This window comes from Gordonibacter pamelaeae 7-10-1-b, assembly GCF_000210055.1.
GTDB classification, from domain to species: domain Bacteria; phylum Actinomycetota; class Coriobacteriia; order Coriobacteriales; family Eggerthellaceae; genus Gordonibacter; species Gordonibacter pamelaeae.
The window spans coordinates 2,992,422-2,996,465 of record NC_021021.1 but is presented as its reverse complement, the minus strand read 5'-3'; the positions used below and the strand labels follow the sequence as shown (position 1 = coordinate 2,996,465).

Annotated in this window: 4 protein-coding genes and 1 pseudogene; 3 read left to right on the top strand and 2 right to left on the bottom strand. The window is 69.4% G+C overall.

Annotated features, from left to right (window positions below; translation table 11 throughout):
- From GPA_RS13825 to GPA_RS13815, 3 genes and pseudogenes are all read left to right on the top strand, one after another.
- Nucleotides 1-187: pseudogene (locus tag GPA_RS13825) on the top strand (hypothetical protein); the annotation flags it as partial.
- A complete protein-coding gene (locus tag GPA_RS13820; protein ID WP_015540248.1) occupies nucleotides 180-1,445 on the top strand; it encodes an ABC transporter permease subunit in 1,266 nt (421 codons plus the stop codon). The pseudogene GPA_RS13825 and the gene GPA_RS13820, both read left to right, overlap by 8 nt.
- Nucleotides 1,446-1,508: 63 nt before the next feature.
- Nucleotides 1,509-2,078: a VanZ family protein gene (locus tag GPA_RS13815; RefSeq protein ID WP_015540247.1), complete on the top strand. Its 570-nt coding sequence runs from the start codon at nucleotides 1,509-1,511 to the stop codon at nucleotides 2,076-2,078.
- A gap of 223 nt (nucleotides 2,079-2,301) precedes the next feature.
- Here the strand turns inward: GPA_RS13815 and sufU are convergent, their stop codons facing one another.
- Nucleotides 2,302-2,748 (bottom strand): Fe-S cluster assembly sulfur transfer protein SufU, encoded by a 447-nt coding sequence (sufU, locus tag GPA_RS13810; protein WP_015540246.1) that lies wholly within the window; start codon nucleotides 2,746-2,748, stop codon nucleotides 2,302-2,304.
- Nucleotides 2,741-3,973: an aminotransferase class V-fold PLP-dependent enzyme gene (locus GPA_RS13805; protein ID WP_015540245.1), complete on the bottom strand. Its 1,233-nt coding sequence runs from the start codon at nucleotides 3,971-3,973 to the stop codon at nucleotides 2,741-2,743. Before GPA_RS13805 ends, sufU begins: the two co-directional genes overlap by 8 nt.
- Nucleotides 3,974-4,044 lie beyond the last annotated feature (71 nt).

The following is a 4,044-nucleotide window of genomic DNA, read 5'->3' as shown; positions in this document are numbered from 1 at the left end:
CGTGAGCAACGTCCACTACGCCGCCGACGGCCACGCGGTCGTGCGCGTGGTGGCCGACGAGCGCCCGGCACCCGGCGCGCACCCGCTCGAGCCCACGCTCGAGGACCTGTACCTGTACGTGTTCCGCGACGCAGTGGAGCCCGAAGCGCCCGCTGCGCCCGCATCCCAAGGAGGCCGTCATGCTTGATCTGGTGAGGTTCGAGCTCAAGAAGCTGCTCGCGCGGCGCACGTCGCAGGTGGTCGCCGTGGGCGTCCTCGCGCTGCTCTGCGTGATCATGGCGCTCAACGTGGTGCAGACCAAGACGCGGTCGGACGCGGGCGAGATCGTGGGCGGCACCGCGGCTATCGCCCAGCAGAAGGCGCGCGCCGAGGCGCACGAGGGCGTGCTCACGGTGGAGCGCGTGCAGGAGGAGGTGGCCGCGTACAAGGCGCTCGCGTTCTCGAAGGTCGACCCGGCCCAGGTGGAGGGCCTCAACGCCGAGGCCGCGTACACGCTCATGAACGAGGCGTACAGCGAGGACGAGTTCCGCGCCATCTACGACACGTACTTCTCCTACCTGCTCTCGCCGTGGATCACCGGCGGGTTGGAGCAGTACCAGGTGGCGGCGCAGCTGGGCGACGAGGACGTTGCGGGCTTCTACGGGGCCGTGGCCGCCATGCTGCAGCGCGCGCTCGACGACGGCATGGGCGGCACCTGGACGTTCTCGGACGCCGAGCGCGCGTACTGGACGGACAAGCAAGCCGGCGTGGGCGAGCCGCTGGCGTACGGCTACGCCGGAGGCTGGGCCGACGTGATGGCGTGCATCGGCTTCCTCGCGTTCGCGATGGTGGCCGTGTGCGTGGTGCTCACGCCCGTGTTCGCCGGCGAGTACCAGGACCGCACCGACGCCGTGCTGCTGGCTGCGCGCTACGGCCGCTCGAAGCTGGTGGCGGCGAAGATCGTCGCATCGCTGCTGTTCGCCACGGCGTATTTCGCGCTGGCGACGGCCGTCATCATGGGTGTGGCGCTCGCGTTCTTCGGCGCCGAGGGCGGGGACTTGCCGGTGCAGGTGCTCGGGCTCGGCATCCCCTACAACCTCACGATGGCCGAGGCCACGTGGACGGCGGTTGGGCTCGGCTACCTCATGACGCTCGGGCTCGCAGGCCTCACGCTGCTGCTTTCGTCGAAGCTGCGCTCCCAGCTGGCCATCTTCGCCGCGTGCGCCGCGCTCATCTTCCTCACCGGAATGATCCCCTCCGGCGGCAGCGGCGCGCTGCAGCACGTGCTGTACCTGTTCCCCATCAACGCCCTGAACGACCAGGTGCTCTACAACGCGCTCGTGTCGTATCCCGTGGGGCCGCTGGTGATCGACCTGGTGGGACTGCTCGCGGTCGCCTACGCGCTTGTGCTGGTCGTCTGCGCGCCGCTGGCCGCCCGCGCCTTCCGCCGGCATCAGGTGATGTAGGGGTGCTGCCGTCGGTATAATGGAGCTTGACGTAAGCGGGCGCGGCGAAAGGCGGGCGCGGCGATGCTGGAGCGGGGATTCATGGTCGTGCCGACAGGCGTTGCGCTCGTGGCGGTTTTGGTTGGGTGCCTTGTGCGCCGAACAGAGGCGAGACGGACGTGCCTTTACCTGGCGCTCACCGCCTACGTGGGTGCGGTGGCGGCGGTGACGCTGTTCCCGCTGCCGGTCGAGGGCGGGATGGGCTATGCGCCTGCTTGGGGGATCTCGTACAACCTCGTGCCTTTCGCCGGCATCGCGCGCACGGTGGCCGATGCGGCCCAAACCGGCTGGTGGTGGTCCATCGCGACCGTCATCGTGGGCGGAAACGTGCTCATGTTCGTGCCGCTGGGGCTCATGCTCCCGTTGCTGTCCGACCGTCTGCGCCGACTGCCCGCCGCAACGCTCGTGCTCGCAGCCTGCTCGGCGGCCATCGAGCTCGCGCAGCTCGTTGCGGGGCTCGCCGTGGCAGGTTACCTGTACCGCGTCGTGGACGTGGACGACGTCATCCTCAACGTCGCCGGCGGCTTGATCGGCTTCGGCTTGTGGAAGGCGTGGGAGCGCCTTGCCGCACCTAAGCGGGACGAGCTCGTTTAAGGCTGGCGAATGACAGCCTGCGTCTCCGGCTCTGCGGGCTTTGCTGCGGAATTCGGGCGCCCGTGTCAAAAAACGAGCGGTTTGGCAAACCTCCTGCAAGACCGCTACGTTTGCCGAAAAAGTGAGCTGGGGAAACGCGGCCTGGCTTCTCGCGTCGCGTCGTTCAAGCTGTTTTTCGATTGCCAAACCGGCCGTTTTCTGGCAGAAGGCCCCAGTTTTGGCGTCACCGCGCCTCGCGTCCTGCTGCCGTCTCCCGCTCCAGCAGCTTCTCCAGCGTGCGCCAGGCGAGCTCGGCGCACTTGACGCGCGCGGGCATGCGGGCGATGGATGCCAGCTCGGCGGCCTCGTCGAGGTCGGCGCGTTCCTCGTCGGTGAGCGGGCGGCCCTTGATCATGTCGAGGTAGAGGCTGCTCAGGCGACGCGCTTCGTCGACCGTCTCGCCGGTGACGAGGTCGGCCATCATGTCGGCGGCGGCTTGGCTCACGGCGCAGCCGTGGCCGGTGAAGGCGGCCTCCTCGATGACGTCGCCGTTGAGGCGCAGCGCGAGCGTCAGCTCGTCGCCGCAGCTGGGGTTCACGCCGTCGTGCGTGCAGGTGGGCTCGTCCATCTCGTACTTGTAGTCGGGGTGCGCGTTGTGCTCCATGAGCGCCGCGGTGTAGATGCTAGCCATTGAAGGTCCTCCAGACGCTGTCCAAGCCGTTGACGAGCGCGTCGATGTCGCTCTCGTCGTTGTAGAACGCGAGCGACGCCCGGCAGCACGACTCCACCCCGAGCCACGCGAGCAGCGGCTGCGCGCAGTGATGGCCTGCGCGGATGGCCACGTTCTGCTCGTCGAGGATGCTCGCCACGTCGTGAGGATGGATGCCGCGCACGTTGAAGCTGATGGCGCCGTGGTGCTGCGCGGGGTCGGGATGCCCGATGATCTCGAGATACGGCAGCGCCGCCATGCGCTCCATCGCGGCGCGCACGAGCGCCTGCTCGCGCGCCTGCAACGCATCCCAGCCGATGCCCTCGAGGTAGCCGAGCGCGGCCGAGGCGGCCACGATGCCGGCGGCGTCCTGCGTGCCGGCCTCGAACTTCTCGGGCACGGGCGCCCACACGGCGTCGGTCTCGGTAACCGACGAGATCATCTCGCCGCCCGTGAGGAAGGGCGGCATGGCCTCGAGCAGGTCGAGCGAGCCCCACAGCACGCCGATGCCGAAGGGGCCGAGCGCTTTGTGGGCCGAGAACGCGAAGAAGTCGGCGCCGAGTTTCCGCACGTCGACCGGCAGGTGCGGCACCGATTGCGCGCCGTCCACCACCAGGTAGCCGCCGTGCGCATGCACGCGCTCGGCCATGGCGCTGATGGGGTTCTCGATGCCGAGCACGTTCGACACCTGGGCGGCCGCGACGATCTTCGTGCGCGGGCCGATCTTCGCGTCCATCTCCGCCTCCGAGATCGTGCCGTGCTCATCGGGGTACAGGTACACGAGCCGTGCGCCCGCCGCGCGGCACGCCTGTTGCCAGGGGATGAGGTTCGAGTGGTGCTCCATGATGGTGATGCACACCTCGTCGCCCGGCTCGAGCACGGCAGGGGCGAAGGCGTGCGCCACGAGGTTGAGCGCCTCGCTCGCGTTGCGGGTGAACACGATCTCGCGCGGGTCCGCCGCGCCGATGAAGCGCGCGATATGGGCGCGCGCCGCCTCGATGGACTCGGTGGCCTCGACCGACAGGCGGTACAGGCCGCGCAGGGCGTTCGCGTTCATGTCCTCGTAGAACGCGCGCTGCGCGTCGAGGGCCACGGCGGGGCGCTGCGCCGTCGCCGCGCTGTCGAGGAAGGCGAGGTCGGGGTTCGCGGCGAGCAGGGGGAAGTCCTGCTTGTAGGGGTTGGCGGCGATGTCGATCGGGTTGCTCATGCGACGGCCTCCTCAAGTGCGATGCCGCGTGCGGCCGCGAGGCGTGCGACGGCGGCGCGGGTGCGCTCGTC

What these genes read in the sequence shown, in the direction of transcription:
- GPA_RS13820 (WP_015540248.1), top strand. Translation starts at nt 180, where the DNA reads ATGCTTGATCTGGTGAGGTTCGAGCTCAAGAAGCTGCTCGCGCGGCGC.
- GPA_RS13815 (WP_015540247.1), top strand. Translation starts at nt 1,509, where the DNA reads ATGCTGGAGCGGGGATTCATGGTCGTGCCGACAGGCGTTGCGCTCGTG.
- sufU (WP_015540246.1), bottom strand. Translation starts at nt 2,748, where the DNA reads ATGGCTAGCATCTACACCGCGGCGCTCATGGAGCACAACGCGCACCCC.
- GPA_RS13805 (WP_015540245.1), bottom strand. Translation starts at nt 3,973, where the DNA reads ATGAGCAACCCGATCGACATCGCCGCCAACCCCTACAAGCAGGACTTC.